Raw genomic sequence first — 15,234 nt, 5'->3', positions numbered from 1 at the left:
TCGTCGCTGGCATAACTGGCCTGCAACTCCAGCACGTCCGAGCCATCGCTGGTGGGCACGTAAATGAGGGATTGTCTGGCACCGACCAAGACCGCCAGCTCGCCCAGAATCTTGGCACCGAGTTTGGACGGATCGCGGGCGCCTTCCAGCAAGCGCGACAAGCGCGCCAGGCTGCTGTTCAGCCAGTCCTGTTCGGACAACGCCAGTTCGCGTGCCGAGATGTCCGCAGCCATGTGGTTGAACGACGCGGCCAGCTGACCCAATTCGTCGTCTCGCGAAATAGCCACCGGCACTTGGTACTCGCCACGCGCGATGCGTCTGGCGCCCGCAGACAGTCGATCCACTGGCCGCAAGATGCTCCGCGTGACCAGCCAGCCGGTGAGTGCGATCAACAGCACCGCCAGCAGCGCACCGTAAGCGACCAGTTGCTTGGTCAGCTGTTCAGCAGCGCCGGCGCGCTCGCGTCGTTCACTCAGTAAGCGACGGTCTTCGCGATCAACGGCACCGCTGAGTTGCTCGACGCGATCCATGAGGGCGGCGCCCGCCATCACCACCTCTTCGGCACTCCCGGCGTTGGGCTCGAACAGCAGGCGCATGGACTGGAAGCGTTGCCGGATCACCGGCACCAAGGTGCCGACGATTTCCTGCTGGGTGGGATTGTCGGCGGTCAGCGCCCGCAATTCGGAAAGGGTGCGTTCGGTGTCGATCACCGAGCTATCGAATTGCTGCCGAAACAGCAGCTGATTGGTCAGCTTGAAACCGCGCGCCGCGGCCTCGGCCTGTCGGATCATGCGTAACGCACGCTCGTTGGTACTGAGTACTTCGAGCGAATGCTGGACCCACTGCCGCTCCTGGGCCGCCGCATCGAGCCGGGAGTTCACCGCCATGCTGAACCCACCGAGCAGCAACAACGCCACGCCGAAACCGGCGGCGATGCGCACACCGATGGACAACAGCGAACGTCGGGTGGGTTCTAAAGGGATGGCGGCCGGCGATGCCGGTCTGGGATCGATCCCGGCAGTGGCGGCAGGATCCGTCCTAAGAGCGGGATCAGGCAGCCCGGTCTGTCCAAGCGAGCTGGCGTGCATGGTCCAGTAATTGTTTCAGCATCAAAAAGGGCGTTAGGGTCATTCACAGAGGCAAACTCGCGCAGCACGATAGATACAGGCGTTACCGCTAGCAATCGGTAGTTAACGCGCCTACAGCATCGACAGGGTCGGCCTCAGGCGGCAACGAGCGTTCCTGCCGCCATGCATGCAGCGAACGGCTCAAGGCGGCTAACAATTGATATGTCACAATTTCGTTGCCGCGCCAACGGTGGCAACAACAACCACAACATGCCAGTAGATGTATCAAGACACGCAGCAGATGCCTTGTTTTCTCGAAGCGATGTACACTGCCCGGGACGACTTTCGGAACATCAGGGAGAGGTGGGATGAATAAAGCAGCCCAGCCGGTCGTCCATATATTGGATGACGACGATGAAGTTCGCGATGTGCTCACGGCCGTCGTGCAAGCCGCAGGACATGTCGCCCTTTCTTACAGTCGACCCTCGCAGTTCCTGGAAAAGCTCGACCACGGCACGCCCGGCACCTTGATTCTGGACGTACGCTTGCCGGAAATGAGCGGTCTGGAATTACAACGGCATTTGAATCGTATCGGCTCGGTGTTGCCGGTGATTCTGATCACCAACCATGCCGACATTCCCATGGTGGTGGAAGCCATGCGCGAAGGCGCGTTCGACTTCCTGGAAAAGCCGGTGCGCCATCAGGACCTGATCGAGCGGGTCAATGCGGCGCTTCAAAAAGACGCCAATAATCGCGAGAGCATCCGGCGCCATGCCGACATTCGCGCCCGCTTTCTAACGCTCAGCGGACGCGAAAAGGAAGTGTTGCAGCTGGTAGTGGACGGCCGCGCCAACAAGGTCATCGCGCTCGACTTGGGCCTGAGCGAGCGCACCGTCGAGGTTCATCGCGGCAACATCATGGACAAGATGGGCGCGCAATCGCTGGCGCACCTGGTCCGCATGCACATGATCATTCAGTCGGGCATCGGTTCGGTTTGAACAAACGTGATCGGTTCGCGTCCCAGACTGCTGATCGGCACCATCGTGGCGGCGTGCGTAGTGCTCGCCGCGACGCTGACCGTAGCGGCGGAGCTGTTCATTCGCCGCTTCGATGCCATCGAAACCGCGCAGAACCGGCAGAAAGCCGAACAGATCCTGCGCGCCCTGGAAGCCGACCTGAATCAGCTGGCCATCAGCACCCGCGACTACGGCCAATGGGACCAGGCCTATCAGTTCATTCATCGTCCCAGCCAGCAGTTCGTCGACGTCAACTTCTCGCCCTACAACCTGGCCAGCATGGAAGTGGACATGGTGGCCATCCTGGACCACGACGGCCAGCTGGTGTTTTCAGCCGAGCTGCTCGAAGGGCAACGTAAGTTACGTTATCCGGCGCCGCCCGAACTGTTGCAACTGTTCGCGCATCTGCGTGAGGAGCCGGGCGACTGGCGCCACCGCAAGCCGGTCGAGCGCATCGTCGACAGCTCGCGCGGGCCGATGGCCTTTTCCATCGTCGAGATCAATCGTTCCAACGAAACCGATCCGACCGGCGCGCTGCTGCTGTTCGTGCGTCATTTCGATGCGGATGAGATAGCGCGCATCGCGCAGACCAGTCAGCTGGATGTGACCATGACTCGGCTCAGCGGCGACGGCCTGGCAAAAGCCAAGCTGCCTGACGCGGTCCGTCGTTGGCTCAACGATCCCGAAGCGCCGGAAGTGTTCAGCTGGAACGTCGATGACGAACGCACCATCAGCTACGCGCTGTTACGTGACATTCACGGCCAGCCGGTTAGTTTGCTGAGCGCGCCCAGCACGCGCGAAATAGCCACGCTTGGCCGACGCACCACCTTATTGCTGATAGGTGCGATCGGCCTGGTCATCATCGCCTGCGCCGGCTTGCTGACGTTGCTGATCGTCCGTTTGCAACAAAGCTGGGAACGCCAGGTCGCCACCGAACAACGTCATCGCCAGACGCTGGACCATGTCGGCGAACACGACTCGCTGACCGAACTGCCCAATCGCGTTTATCTGCGCACCCGGCTGCCGCAGCTGTTACAGGAAGCCGCCGGTAACAGCCGGCCGCTGAGCCTGTTGTACGTCGACCTGGATCATTTCAAACATATCAACGATTCCAGGAATCACGGCGCCGGCGATCAATTGCTCAAGATCGTGGCACAACGGCTCGAATCGGCCACCGGCCCGGCCGATCTGGTGATCCGCTCCGGCGGCGATGAGTTCGTGGTGGTGGCGCCGCTGTTGGAAAACATGCTGGAAATTCGCGCGCTGGCCACTCGGTTGCTGGCTTCGCTACGCGAACCCATCGCGCTCAACGATGCGACGCTGGCAATGACGGCCAGCATCGGCGTGGCGGTCTATCCGCACGACGGCACCGATGCCGAAGCGCTGCTGAAACATGCCGACATGGCGCTGTATCGGGCCAAGGAACTGGGCCGCGACAATTTCCAGTTGTTTGACGCCAAGATGAACACCGAGCTGAGCGAACATGTGGTCATCGAGCAGGCGCTGCGCCGGGCCATCGGTACCGAACAGATCTATCTGGAGTTCCAGCCGCTGGTGGATTTGCAAACCGGCATGCTGACCTCGTTCGAAGCGCTGGCTCGCTGGCGGCATCCGGAACTGGGTGTCATCGCCCCCGGACGCTTCATTCCGGTGGCCGAAAAGAGCGGCCTGATCGTGCCGCTGGGCGATCAGATTCTGTGCACCGTGATTCAGCAGTTGCATGACTGGCAGAGCGCCGGCGTGCCGCTGGTGCCGGTGGCCGTCAACGTCGCGCCGTTGCAATTCGAGCGCACCGATTTTCCGACCCGCTGTCACGAGCTGGCGTTACAACACCAGTTGGATCCCAAGTGGCTGTCGTTCGAAGTCACCGAATCGGCCTGGCTACAAAACTCCAACAAGAGCGTGGTGATGATCGACACGCTGCGCCACGAAGGCTCCAAGGTCTATCTGGACGACTTCGGCACCGGCTTCTCCAACCTGAGCTACCTGAAACATCTGCCCATCGATGCCGTGAAAATCGACCAGGCATTCGTCCGTAACATCACCGCCGATCCCAGCGATGCCGCCATCGTGCGCGGTGTGTTAGCCATGGCCAAGCAGCTGGGCATCGACACCATCGCCGAAGGCATCGAGACTGTCGAACAGCTCGAATGCTTGCGCGAGATGGGTTGCCATCGCGGCCAAGGTTATTACTTCAGCAAGCCCATCCCGACGGAGCAATGCCGTGCGCTGCTGGAAGGCATGGGCGACCTGCAGCGCTTTACCGAAACCTTGAAGATGCGCGCGTTCGAAGGCGTCGCCAACTCGACTCACAGCCCGGCGGCGTAAGCAAGAATCGCCCCGGCGATTTCGTTCAACGGCAGCACGCGCTGCGCACCGCCCATCCGAATCGCTTCCTTGGGCATGCCGAACACCACACAGCTGGCTTCATCCTGGGCCAGCGTCGCCGAACCGCTATCGCGCATCTCTTTCATGCCGCGCGCACCGTCGTCGCCCATGCCGGTCATGATGATGCCCAAGGCGTTGGCGCCAGCGCAGCTGGCGACGGAACGAAACAGCACGTCGACCGAAGGCTTGTGCCGATTCACCAACGCGCCGTCTAAAACATCTGCGTAGTAATAAGCACCGCTGCGTTTGAGCATCAGATGCTTGCCACCAGGCGCGATCAGCACATGCCCCGGCAGCAACCGCGCACCGGTAGTAGCTTCGAGCACGGTGACTTCACACACCTTATCGAGCCGCTGCGCAAACGCGGCGGTGAAGCGCTCAGGCATGTGTTGGACGACGATGATGCCCGGCGCGTCCTTGGGTAACACCTTGAGCACTTCTTCCAGCGCCTGCGTGCCACCGGTCGACGTGCCGATGGCGACGATGCGTTCGGTAGTGCGTTTCATCGCTGATCCCGGAGCCGGAGCCGAAGCCGGTGCCAGCGTTGCCGGCCGGGCGTCGGTTTTCGCCGTCGGCATCAACCTTTTCACATTTGCCGCGGCTGCCACTTTGACTTGCGCGACCAGGTCGGCGGCGGCATCGAGCAGAAAATTCTTCACCCCCATCTTGGGTTTGGTGACGATGGCGACAGCGCCTGCAGCCAACGCATCCAGCGTGGTCGCCGCCCCGACTTCAGTCAGCGACGAACACATCACCACCGGCGTCGGGCGTTCATTCATCAGGCGCCGTAAAAAAGTGATGCCGTCCATGCGCGGCATCTCGACATCCAGCACGATGACATCGGGGCTGAGCGTCTTGAGCCGCTCCAACGCGAACACCGGATCGGACACCGCGGCGATCACTTTGATCTGCGGATCGCGCATCAACACATCCGCGACCACCTGCCGCACCACTGCCGAATCGTCGACGATCATGACCCCGATCTGTTTCACGCCGAAACTCCTCCGTTGTTCAGCGCCGTGCCCCGGCGAATCCACACGTCGCCGCTCCACAGCTCGAATACCAGCACGCGGCTGCCATAGCCGCCGGTGTGTTCGACCGAGATGCTGAAGCCGTGCTGAGCCAGCAGCTCACGCCCAGCGGCGATATTCCGGGTCGACACTTCATGCATGTCGGTACGTAACGCAGCCGTTTCGGTAAACAGCCGGGGCGGCTCGCTAGCACCGACGAACATCTGACCGCCGCCGAACAGCTTGACGATGTAATCCTGGGGATGTGTGCCGGTGTTACGCAGCTCTTGTAAAAACAGCTGCATCGCGCCCTCGGCATAGTTGCCCGACGGCGCCGCTGCGGCCGTATCGCCGCTGCCACGACGAGGCAGCATGTAGTGACACATGCCGCCGATCTTGAACCGTGGATGCCACATCGCGATCGACACGCATGAGCCCAGCAGCGTGCGGATCTTGGTACGGCCGCCACCGAAATAAAACTCGCCGATATTCAGCACCACTTCCGTGGTCGCAACAGTTTCCAAGCTCGAGCCTTTGGTCGCCACCCTTGATCAACGAAACTCGCGCTCAGGCCGCAGTGCGCGCGGCCAGCACTGCCGCGTCCTCGATGGACAACACGCGATTCACATCCAGCACGATCACGAACTTGGCATTTACCTTGCCCAGGCCGGCAATGAAATCCGTGTGAATCGCGGTACCGAAGCTGGGCGGCGGTTCGATCTCGCTGGCGGCGATCTCCAACACCTCGTTGACCGCGTCGACCACGATGCCAATTACTTGACGCTCGGCCTCGAGCTGTACCTCCACGATCACGATACAGGTCTTCTTGGTGACCGGCTGACTGGGCCGATTCAGGCGCGCGGCCAGATCGAGCACCGGCACCACCGCGCCACGCAAATTGATCACGCCGCGAATGAACGACGGCATCATGGGCACCTCGGTGGGATGCCCGTACTCCAGAATTTCCTTGATGCACAGAATCTCGATCGCGAGCGTCTCGCGACCGAGCATGAAGGTCAGATGCTGACTCATGGGATACCGCCTGCTTAGAACTTGACGAAGTCTTGCTCGTTTACGTCTTCAGCGGCCGAGCCGCCGGCCGGGCGACGCGCTTGCGCCGCTGGCCGTGAGGTCAACGCACGAGCCGCTGCCGGCTTGGTGCGAGCCGGTGCGCGCGTAGACGCCGCTTGAGCGATGTGAGTTACGCCACTCGCCGCCAAGCCTTGCACGGTGAAGAAGCTCATCGTGCTCTGTAGTTGTTGCGACTGGCTGCTCATGTCCTGCGCGGTCGCGGCCAACTCTTCGCTCGCCGATGCGTTCTGCTGAGTCAATTGCGACAGCTGGGTCATGGCCGTGTTGATCTGACCGACGCCGGTCGCCTGTTCGCTGCTGGCCGCCGCGATCTCCTGCACCAAGTCCGAAGTCTTGCGAATCGACGGCACCATTTCGCTCAGCAGCTTGCCGGCCTGATCCGCCAGTTCCACCGAGGAGCTGGCGACTTCGCCGATTTCCTGCGCGGCCACTTGCGAACGTTCCGCGAGCTTGCGCACTTCGGCCGCCACCACTGCGAAGCCTTTGCCGTGCTCGCCAGCGCGGGCCGCTTCGATAGCCGCGTTCAACGCCAGCAAGTTGGTCTGATAAGCAATGTCGTCGATGATCGAGATCTTGCGAGCGATCTGCTGCATGGCCTCGACGGTCTTCTTGACCGCATCGCCGCCCTCGCCTGCTTCACGCGCCGCCTTGGTGGCCATCTGATCGGTCACCTTGGCGTTGTCGGTGTTCTGGTTGATGGAGGCGCTCATCTGCTCGACCGACGCGGACGTTTCTTCCACGCTCGCAGCCTGCTCATTGCTCGCCTGCGACAACGACTGAGCAGTGGCCGACACCTGATCCGAAGCACCGGAGATGCTATCCGCCGCCTGACGCACATCGGAGATCACCGCCGACAGCTTCAGCACCGAATCGTTGATGGCGTCTTTCAAGCGGCCGAAGGTGCCTTGGTACTCGCGATCGATGGTCAGAGTCAGGTCGCCCTTGGCGATCTGTTCCATCACGCGCAATGCATCTTCGAGGATTTGCGAAGACGTGCCGGTCAGGTCGTTGATGCCCTGCGCCAGCTGTTTCATGAAGCCGTCCTTGCCGTCCATGCTCAAGCGCTTGCCCAGATCGCCGGCCACCGCGGCCTGCACGATGCTGCTGATTTCCTTTTCCACCGCCACTTCGGCGGTGACGTCGATCCATTCCATCGAGCTGCCCAGCCGTTCGCCCTTGTCGTTGAACACCGGATTGGCGGTCAACCGGAAGCTGCGGCCGCCGACATTGATGGCGGTGCGATGGGTGCTGGTCAGATTCTTAAGCAGGCTGCGCTGATGCGACGGATTCTTGTGGAACGTGTCGATATTGGTACCGAGCAAAGTATCGGCGTTGAAGCTCGGCAAATCCTTGCGCATGTCGGGCTCGGCCTTCTTCAAGGTGGCGCCCAACGACTTGTTCAAGTAGACGATGTTCAGATCCGGGTCGGCGATCATCATGCCGGTGCTGGCATTGTCCAGCGCCTGCTTGATACGCAAGCTCTCGGCAGCGATGCGACGCTCGTTTTCCAAGCGCTGCTTCTCGGCCGCGTCTCGCACCAGTTGCTCGGTGAGATCCGCCCACTCCACCACCGTGCCAACGCGCTTGCCGCTGGAGTCCGCGATGGGGTTCGCGATGATGCGCAAACTGCGACCGCCGACCTTGAGCGTGGACTCGAAGGTCTTGGACAAGCCAGACAGCAAGCCACGCTGATGGGCCGGATTCTTGTGGAAGGTATCGATGTTGGTGCCGATCAACCGGCTCACGTCGAAGCGCGGCAGGTCTTTGCGAATGTCGCTCTCGGCATTGCGTAGCATCGCCTCCAACGTGCGGTTCAGATAAACGATGTTCAGATCGGCATCGGCGACCATGACATTGGTGCCGACATTGTCGAGCGCCTGACGCACACGCAGACTTTCGGCCGCCACCTTGGAATCGGCCTCGATGCGTTCACGCAGTTGGGTCTGCATGCGGCTGAGGGCTGCCAGCAACTGGCCGGTTTCATCCTGGCTGTCCACTTCGATTTCGGTGGTGAGGTCGCCGCTGGCAATACGATTGGCAGCGTCGCCCGCTTTGGCCAACGGCCGCGTCACCGAGCGCGTCACCAGGAACGAAGCAGCGAACGCCAGCAGCACTGCAATCACGGCAATCGTGATCAGCAGCTGGCGAGCATCCTCGTACGTCTTGTCTGCTTCGGCATTGGCCGCATCCATCTGCGAGGACTCGTGACGAACGAAAGCTTCGATGGCATCGCTGTAGTTGCCTTGCACGTGGAACAACTCACCGCGCAGCATTTCGAGTGCGGCTTCCTGCTTGCCGGAGCTGGCCAACTCCAGGAAGCGGGACAACAGCACGGCATATTTCTGTTCCGAGTCGACGACCGCTTGCAATTTGCTCTTGCCGTCGTCGCTGTTGACCGTGTCCTGCAACCTCTGGAGGGTCGCGCGAGTCTCGGTGCTGTAGGTGGAGATGCGTTGCTTGATATCGCGAGCTTCCTCCGGCCGACGCTCGAGCAGAATGTCACGCACCGCGACGCGCGTGAGATTCATGTTCTTGCGCAAGTCAGCCGCTTCGACTGCCTTGGGATAGCGATCCTCGACGATCAGGCTGCTCACCTGATTGACGGCGCTCAGATCCTTGATGGCCAAGCCGACCACCGCGATCAACGCCAGCGTTACCAACCCGAAGGCGATGCCGAGGCGCGTGCCTACTTTGAGATTAGCCAACATGACGACGCTCCTGAAACAAACCCCTAGTTATTGCCGTTTCAAGCGACATCGGCCGCGGCGCGCGGCTGAGACGCTTGTTGACACTGCTCGATCAGTGCGGGCGCATCGATGATCAATGCGATACCGCCGTCGGCCAGAATGCTGGAACCACCCAGGCCACGCACATGCTGGAAGACGCGAGCCAACGGCTTGATCACCGTTTGATGCTCACCCAACAATTCATCCACGACGAAGCCGGCGCGCAAGTTGCCGCAACGAACGACGACGATGCTTTCGCGCCGCCCCGACTTACCCGCGATGCCGAAGTGGTCGCGCAGTCGCACGAACGGCAACACCTGGCCACGCAAATCGATGTAACGATGACTGCTGTCGAGCAGATTGGTGGCGAGGGTCGATTCGACACACTCTTCCACCATCTCCAGCGGGATCACGAATGACGACTGGCCCACGCGCACCAGGAAGCCTTCGATGATGGCCAACGTCAGCGGCAAGCGAATGCGCACCGTCGTGCCCTCGCCTTCTTTGCTGTCGATATCGACGGTGCCGCGCAGTGCCATCACGTTGCGCTTGACTACATCCATACCCACACCGCGACCAGACAAATTCGTCACGGCATCCGCAGTCGAAAAGCCCGGCTCGAAAATCAGTGCATAGACCTGGCTGTCAGTGAGCTGCTGGCCGGCGGCGATCAAACCGCGCTCCAGCGCTTTGTTCAGAATCTTTTCCCGGCGCAGACCGCCGCCGTCATCGGACACCTCGATGACCACCGAGCCGGAATCGTGATGCGCATTCAAGCGCACCACGCCTTGGGCCTTCTTGCCCCGAGCCACGCGCACGTCGCTGGGCTCGATGCCATGATCCATGGAGTTGCGCACCAGATGGGTCAACGGATCGACGATCTTTTCGATCAGCGTCTTGTCCAGCTCAGTGTCGGCACCGCTGGTTTCCAAACGAATGTCTTTGCCAAGTTCATGCGCTACATCGCGCACCACGCGAGCGAAGCGCGCGAAGGTGCCGCCGATCTGCATCATGCGCAGCTGTAACGTTTGATCGCGCACTTCTTCGACCAACCGGGCCAGTCGCTGCGACGATTCGTTCAACTCGGTGAGCTTGGCGCGCTGAGCCAGCAAATTGGTGGCAGCGCCGGCGATCACCAACTCGCCGACCAGATTGATCAGGTTCTCCAGCTTGTCGGCGTCGACGCGTACCGAACGTTGTTCGCGACCTTTGCCATCGGCTTGCCGCTGCTTTTCGACCGCAGCCTCGACCACCGACGGCGCCACGGTGCGCTGTTCGATCAAGATCTCACCCAGCGGCCGGGCGGCCCCGTCTGCAGCGGCATCGACCGATTGCTGGCGCAACGCCTGCGCCAACTCGTAGTCAGTCAACGAGCCGCAGCGAACCAGGATTTCACCCAAGCGGTCGCCCGACTCCGGCAGCTCTTTCACCAGGCGCACGTAGTCCGCGATCCGTGAGCGCGGCGGCAACAACGTCATCGTGCAATCTTCGCGGACGAACTCGAACGCGCCTTCGATCCGTTCGCGGTCGGCGTCGGTGCGTAAGCGCAGCTCGAAGCCGAGATAACACACTTCAGGATCGAACTCGTTGAGCGCCGGTAGCGCATCGTCGAGGGTTTCGATGGCGACGATCTGGGCAAACGTGTTCAAGAAACTCAGCGACGCCATCGGATCCATGCCGTTGCGCAGGACCTCGGCTTTGAAACGCAGCGACAAGTGCCAGCAATCCGAACCGACGCGCTGACCGTCCTGATCCACGCTCGGGCTGGTTGCTTTGGCCGTGGCCGCCGGCGCCGCGCGCGTACCGAAACGATTCACCGACCCGGCGATGCTCTCCAATCGATTCAGCAATTGCTCGCCGGCAGCACTGAGCGTCGGTGCATCGACGCGTTCGTCGCCACCCACCGCCTCGAGCAACACATTGATGTGATCGCGACAACCGATCAGCACTTGCACCAGCGCGGGTGTCATTGGTTGCTGGCCGTTGCGGACTCGATCGAGCACGGTCTCGACCACGTGCGCGAACGCCACGATGTTGTCGAGGCCGAACAGGCCCGCCGAGCCTTTGATCGTATGCATGGCGCGGAACAAGGCGTTGATGGTGTCAGCGTCGCCTTCGCCCCGTTCGCACAGGAGCAAGGCCGTCTCGACTTCCTCGCTCAGCTCGCGCGCTTCCTGGAGAAAGGTCGGTAAGGCTTCATGACTCATGAGGCTTGCTCCAGCGCCGCGTCATCGAGCAGCTTGCGCATGCCGCACAGCTCGAGCATCTCGACTGTGGCCACACTCGGATTGAGCACTCGAAACGCCGCGCCTCGCGCCAGGGCGAGTCGACGCACCATCAGCAGAATCTGTAAGCCAGCGGTATCCAAAGCACTGACCGCCGACAGATCGATTTCGACGTCGCCGCTCACCTCCGGCAACAACCCGAACAGTTCTTCTTTGAGCGCAGCGGCGGCATAAATGGTCAGCTCGCCTGCAATCTGCAGACGACCCTCGCGGCAAGTGGCGGCGGCTTCGCTCATTCCTTGATCCCCATTGCTAAGCTACGCTCAGGGCAGAATCAGTTTGGCGACCGCATCCAGCAGCACTTGCGGCTGGAACGGTTTGACCATCCACGCTTTCACACCGGCGGCGCGGCCTTGGGACTTTTTGTCCTCGCCCGCCTCAGTGGTCAGCATGATGATGGGCATGAACTTGTGGGCCGGCTGCGCTTTGACTTCGCGCGCGAAGGTCAGCCCGTCCATGCCCGGCATGTTCACGTCGCTGATGATCAGATGGACTTTCTGCGCGCCCAGCTTGCTCAGGCCGTCGCGCCCGTCACTTGCTTCGACAACGTTGTAGCCGCCACGGGCCAGCGCACTGCTGCACACCTGGCGCATCGAAGCCGAATCGTCCACCACCATCACGGTTTTCATTTGCTCTTCTCGGCAAGTCAGTGATCCGTTACCAGTGCCTGCCTGGCAGCGATGGAAGATACAAGGGAAGTCACTACTAGAAATATCGGCGTTCGCCGCGATCCCCAAATGGGTTAGCGCATGAGATACCCGTCAGACAACTGCACGGCAGCAGCTAAAGGCATCGCCCTAGCGGCTAATGCCTAGCGGATAAGGGCAACCACGTTTCGCGATTCAGAAGAAATCCACGGCCGCAGCCATCGGCGGAGCGACATCGGCGCGGCCGTCGTGGATGGAGCGCTGTTCGGAGGTCGTGTAGCTCGACGCCATGCGCTGCAGGAAGGCAGCCATATCCGCCGCCTGCACCGACTGGGGGCTGGCCGCGTTCTGACCGAGTTCGCGCAGGTTGTTGGCCGCATGCACCAGGATTTGCGACACGCGGTCCTGAAACTGCAGCTGCACCATGGACTGTTCGATCTCGTCCTTGATGCGCTCGCTGTCCTGTCGCAGCCGCTGGGTCGCGGTGGTCAAGGTCTGGCTGCTGGTGGCAAAGCGCGCCAGCACTTCGTTGATGTGTTGCTCGCAACCGCTGACGGCCTGCGACTCTTGCGAAAACACCTGCTCACTGCGCTCAGTCAGGCTATTAAGGGTGTTGTTGACCGATTCGATGCGCGACACGATTTTCTTACCGGTCTCCCGGGAAGCTTCGGACAACGCGCGCACTTCCTGGGCGACCACCGCGAAGCCTTTGCCCGCCTCGCCGGCATGCGCCGCTTCGATGGCGGCATTGAGTGCCAGCATGTTGGTCTTGAATGCGATCTGACCGACGTCGTCGGCCATGGCATGCAACTCTTCGGTATAACGGCGTAGGCCGCGAATCTCCTCGGCCAGGCCGGAACGGCTGGCGTGGATCTCCTTCAAGTCCGTCATAACATGGGTTAAGCGGGTGCGGCCTTCGGTCAAGGCCGCGGCAAAGCTGTTATCGTCGTTGCCGCCAATGCTGGCCGACACCGCCAATGTTTCATCCAACTGACGCACGATGCCGAGGAACTGGGAGCTCAGGGCGCCGACGCCCGATTCCATCTGTTGGCGCGAATTGTCGACGTGCTGGGCCAGCACGGGTAGCACGCGTTCACACAAATCAGCAAAAACACCGGACTCGGCCGGCGCCGATTGTTCTAAAGTTTGCTTGCGCAGCAGACGAGACAGCATCACGCTTCCCCAACACTCCGTATGGTCGTGGCCTCCAAGTTAACGGCTGTCGTGGCGCCAACTGCAGAGCGCGACTACCGAAACGGACACGGGGCTGGCCCTTACGAGGAGGTGCGTATAGATGCTGACGCCGGGGCTTGGCGGCCTGCATAGACTTCTCACAAAATGCAGGGTGCAGCGAAGCCGAACGGCAGGCGCGCGACGAGGTTTCCCCTGAACAACAAACAAAACGTTGCCTCTGCTCTTCCGGCTGCCGCGATGGCGATGCAACCTGGCCCGCCGCTAGCCTTGATGCCGTTCGCTCGAGCCATCGCCATCCTATGTGTGGCGGTGGGCGCGCTGGCATTGATCGGCTGGTGGTTCTCCAAACCTTTGTTCACCGCTGTGGTGCCAGGCCTCGGCACCCTGAAACCCAATACCGCGTTTTGTTTCCTAACCGGCGGACTATCGCTGGCCGGATTGCTGGCCCATTCGCGACGCGCCGAGGGCGGCGCCCTCAATCGTTGGTTGCTGCGTATACAACCGGCCACCGCGCTGTTGTTACTCATCATCGCCGGAACGACTTTGTTGAGCTACGCCATGAACGTCCCGGTGGGCATCGACCGGCTGCTGGTCCCGCACGACGCTCCCAACGGCTTGCGCGTGTTTCCTTGGCGCATGTCGCCGATTACCGGAATCAGCTTCAGTTTGCTGGCCATTGCCATGCTGCCGTGGCCGGCGCGACTGACCCGACTGTGGGGCGCCATGGAAGTGATGGTGCTGCTGATCTCGGTGTGTGCCTTCGTCATGGTGCTGGGCTACGCCTACCAGGCGGCGTCGTTGTATTCGCTGCCGGGCTTTTCGGTGGTGGCATTGCATACAGCGGTCGGCTTGTTGGTGCTGACCAAGGCCGTGCTCACGGTCCATCCGCGCTTCTTGTTGGCTCAACAAATCATGGCGCCCGACCAGGCAGGCGCGGAAATGCGCCGGCTGCTGCCAGCCGCGATTCTGTTGCCCTGTATCGTCGGCTGGTTACTGTTGCAGGGTCAGCGGCGTGGTTGGTATGGCCCCGAGATCGGGTTGGCCGCGTTCACCGCCGCCAATATGCTGGTGTTCTCCAGCTTGGTGTGGTGGAACGCGTTGGTCGTGCGCCGGAACGAGGGCACCCTGCGCGCTCACCTGCGCCGTGTTCAAGCAGTCGCCGATATGGATCGCGCCATTCTCGGCATGCGCTCCACTCGCGAGATTGCCCAGAAGGCGCTGGATCATTTGTGTCGCATGGTCCCGTGTACGAGCGCGAGCGTCGTCGTATTCGACCGGCATTCGAGCGCACCACAATTGCTAGCGGTTGGTGCGTGCGGCGGATCGAGCTACCGCCCGTTCGCACACTCCATCCCGAGCTACGAGCAAGCCTTGCGAGAAGTCGGTTCTGCGCAGGCCATCGTGTTGCCGGACTTGACGACCGCCACATCGACAGCGGACCTGGTCAGCGAGCTGCGCCGGAGCGGCGCTGTTTCATATGCGGGCCTGCCATTGCGAGGCGAGCAGCAACTGTTCGGCATGCTGGAGCTGATCGATACCCGGCCCGATTGTTTCAACGCCGACCACATCCAGGCCGCGCACACCATCGCGGACCAACTCGCCATCGCGCTTCAACAGGCGGTGCTGAAAGAAGATGTCGATAGACACACCGCTTCGCTGGAACGGCGCGTCGAAGAGCGCACGCGCGAACTGCAATCGATGAATCAAGAGTTAACCTTCGCCAATCGCGATCTGGAAGAGTTCACCGCGTCGGCCGCTCATGACCTGCGCGCGCCGCTGAATGCGATGGCCGGCCATTGCGGCATGCTG

12 protein-coding genes are annotated in these 15,234 nt (G+C 61.5%); 3 read left to right on the top strand and 9 right to left on the bottom strand.

The window, feature by feature from the left end:
* Positions 1 to 1,088 (bottom strand): CHASE3 domain-containing protein (locus JNL55_RS28330; RefSeq protein WP_293862615.1); only part of this gene is annotated, 1,088 nt, incomplete at its 3' end.
* 347 nt (positions 1,089 to 1,435) lie between these two features.
* On the opposite strand from JNL55_RS28330, the gene JNL55_RS28325 reads away from it, so the two are divergent.
* Together JNL55_RS28325 and JNL55_RS28320 are read left to right on the top strand one after the other, a co-directional pair.
* Positions 1,436 to 2,065: a response regulator transcription factor gene (locus JNL55_RS28325; protein WP_293862613.1), complete on the top strand. Its 630-nt coding sequence runs from the start codon at positions 1,436 to 1,438 to the stop codon at positions 2,063 to 2,065.
* Between the two features lie 6 nt (positions 2,066 to 2,071).
* The gene (locus tag JNL55_RS28320) at positions 2,072 to 4,411 is read left to right on the top strand and encodes a putative bifunctional diguanylate cyclase/phosphodiesterase (RefSeq protein WP_293862611.1); all 2,340 of its coding nucleotides are present in this window, start codon (positions 2,072 to 2,074) and stop codon (positions 4,409 to 4,411) included.
* Here the strand turns inward: JNL55_RS28320 and JNL55_RS28315 are convergent.
* From JNL55_RS28315 to JNL55_RS28280, 8 genes are all read right to left on the bottom strand, one after another.
* Positions 4,393 to 5,463: a protein-glutamate methylesterase/protein-glutamine glutaminase gene (locus tag JNL55_RS28315; protein ID WP_293862609.1), complete on the bottom strand. Its 1,071-nt coding sequence runs from the start codon at positions 5,461 to 5,463 to the stop codon at positions 4,393 to 4,395. The two genes, JNL55_RS28320 and JNL55_RS28315, sit on opposite strands and share 19 nt — an antisense overlap.
* On the bottom strand, positions 5,460 to 6,005 hold the full coding sequence (locus JNL55_RS28310) for a hypothetical protein (protein WP_293862607.1): 546 nt from the start codon (positions 6,003 to 6,005) through the stop codon (positions 5,460 to 5,462). Before JNL55_RS28310 ends, JNL55_RS28315 begins: the two co-directional genes overlap by 4 nt.
* A gap of 43 nt (positions 6,006 to 6,048) precedes the next feature.
* Complete coding sequence (locus JNL55_RS28305; protein ID WP_293862605.1) at positions 6,049 to 6,513, bottom strand: chemotaxis protein CheW; 465 nt, start codon at positions 6,511 to 6,513, stop codon at positions 6,049 to 6,051.
* Positions 6,514 to 6,527: 14 nt separating this feature from the next.
* Positions 6,528 to 9,281, bottom strand: a complete 2,754-nt coding sequence (locus tag JNL55_RS28300) for a methyl-accepting chemotaxis protein (RefSeq protein WP_293862603.1) — start codon at positions 9,279 to 9,281, stop codon at positions 6,528 to 6,530.
* Positions 9,282 to 9,319: 38 nt separating this feature from the next.
* A complete protein-coding gene (locus tag JNL55_RS28295) occupies positions 9,320 to 11,506 on the bottom strand; it encodes a chemotaxis protein CheA (protein WP_293862601.1) in 2,187 nt (728 codons plus the stop codon).
* On the bottom strand, positions 11,503 to 11,820 hold the full coding sequence (locus JNL55_RS28290; RefSeq protein ID WP_293862600.1) for an STAS domain-containing protein: 318 nt from the start codon (positions 11,818 to 11,820) through the stop codon (positions 11,503 to 11,505). Before JNL55_RS28290 ends, JNL55_RS28295 begins: the two co-directional genes overlap by 4 nt.
* Before the next feature lie 27 nt (positions 11,821 to 11,847).
* A complete protein-coding gene (locus tag JNL55_RS28285) occupies positions 11,848 to 12,213 on the bottom strand; it encodes a response regulator (protein ID WP_293862598.1) in 366 nt (121 codons plus the stop codon).
* 213 nt (positions 12,214 to 12,426) lie between these two features.
* Positions 12,427 to 13,404, bottom strand: a complete 978-nt coding sequence (locus JNL55_RS28280; protein WP_293862596.1) for a methyl-accepting chemotaxis protein — start codon at positions 13,402 to 13,404, stop codon at positions 12,427 to 12,429.
* 258 nt (positions 13,405 to 13,662) lie between these two features.
* Here JNL55_RS28280 and JNL55_RS28275 point away from each other — a divergent pair.
* The coding region (locus JNL55_RS28275) for a GAF domain-containing protein (RefSeq protein ID WP_293862594.1) at positions 13,663 to 15,234 on the top strand (1,572 nt) is incomplete at its 3' end.

Source organism: Steroidobacter sp., assembly GCF_016790065.1.
Classification (GTDB): Bacteria; Pseudomonadota; Gammaproteobacteria; order Steroidobacterales; family Steroidobacteraceae; genus Steroidobacter.
This window is presented reverse-complemented; position numbering and strand designations above follow the sequence as displayed.

Bases quoted from the DNA above. Each gene is read 5' to 3' on its own strand.
- JNL55_RS28300 (WP_293862603.1), bottom strand. From the start codon at position 9,281: ATGTTGGCTAATCTCAAAGTAGGCACGCGCCTCGGCATCGCCTTCGGG.
- JNL55_RS28305 (WP_293862605.1), bottom strand. From the start codon at position 6,513: ATGAGTCAGCATCTGACCTTCATGCTCGGTCGCGAGACGCTCGCGATC.
- JNL55_RS28290 (WP_293862600.1), bottom strand. From the start codon at position 11,820: ATGAGCGAAGCCGCCGCCACTTGCCGCGAGGGTCGTCTGCAGATTGCA.
- JNL55_RS28295 (WP_293862601.1), bottom strand. From the start codon at position 11,506: ATGAGTCATGAAGCCTTACCGACCTTTCTCCAGGAAGCGCGCGAGCTG.
- JNL55_RS28325 (WP_293862613.1), top strand. From the start codon at position 1,436: ATGAATAAAGCAGCCCAGCCGGTCGTCCATATATTGGATGACGACGAT.
- JNL55_RS28285 (WP_293862598.1), bottom strand. From the start codon at position 12,213: ATGAAAACCGTGATGGTGGTGGACGATTCGGCTTCGATGCGCCAGGTG.
- JNL55_RS28280 (WP_293862596.1), bottom strand. From the start codon at position 13,404: ATGCTGTCTCGTCTGCTGCGCAAGCAAACTTTAGAACAATCGGCGCCG.